Source organism: uncultured Mycobacterium sp. (assembly GCF_964249325.1).
Lineage (GTDB): Bacteria > Actinomycetota > Actinomycetes > Mycobacteriales > Mycobacteriaceae > Mycobacterium.
The window spans coordinates 24,516-25,265 of sequence record NZ_CAXUCH010000046.1; the positions used below are offsets into that span (position 1 = coordinate 24,516).

At 64.3% G+C, this 750-nt stretch carries 1 protein-coding gene; it reads left to right on the plus strand.

Annotated features, from left to right (window positions below):
- The first annotated feature begins 276 nt into the window (after nucleotides 1-276).
- The gene (locus ACFE99_RS08610; RefSeq protein WP_375484312.1) at nucleotides 277-636 is read left to right on the plus strand and encodes a WhiB family transcriptional regulator; all 360 of its coding nucleotides are present in this window, start codon (nucleotides 277-279) and stop codon (nucleotides 634-636) included.
- Nucleotides 637-750 lie beyond the last annotated feature (114 nt).

A 750-nucleotide genomic window follows, 5' to 3' on the forward strand; every position in this document is an offset into this window, starting at 1 on the left:
GGTTCTGGGGGAGCGGAGGGGCGGCTCACACGACACGCCGCGGCCGCAATCGACACAATGCCGCTGAAATTTGGTCACGACATGATATGGAATTTCGTTTCAGCGCTTGACCACCGCAAGTAACCCGTGTGTAATCACATCAGTGTCATTTCCCGGTTGGCCGGCCGGTTGCGGTGTCGCAGACCGAGATTCGATCACTTGTTCGAAATATAGGCCGCACAACACAGCACAACAGTGGCGACATTCACCATCAACGAATCCGGTGAGGAGGCGGACATGTCCTATGAGCACCTTCGGGGCGTAGTGGGAGGGACACCGCACACCAATGCCGTCTCGGCGACGACGGGGGCAGCGTCGCGGCCCCACTTGAGCTTGGTTTCCGATGCGGCCGAAGTATTTCCGCTGGAGCCGGTGAGCCGCGATCAATGGCAGGACCGCGCATTGTGCGCGCAAACCGACCCCGAGGCGTTCTTCCCGGAAAAGGATGGCTCCACTCGCGAGGCCAAGAAGATTTGCCTGGGCTGCGAGGTGCGCGCCGAGTGCCTGGAGTACGCCCTGGCTCACGACGAGCGCTTCGGGATCTGGGGCGGTCTCTCCGAGCGGGAGCGCCGTCGCCTCAAGCGCGGCATCATCTAGCGGCTCGGGCTAGCCGCGACGGCTAGCCGTCGGGGGCTAGTTGGCGGGCGACCCGCTGCGCCCGGCTACGCCGCGCTTACGATCGCCCCAGCTAGTCGGCGGGCGACCCGCTGC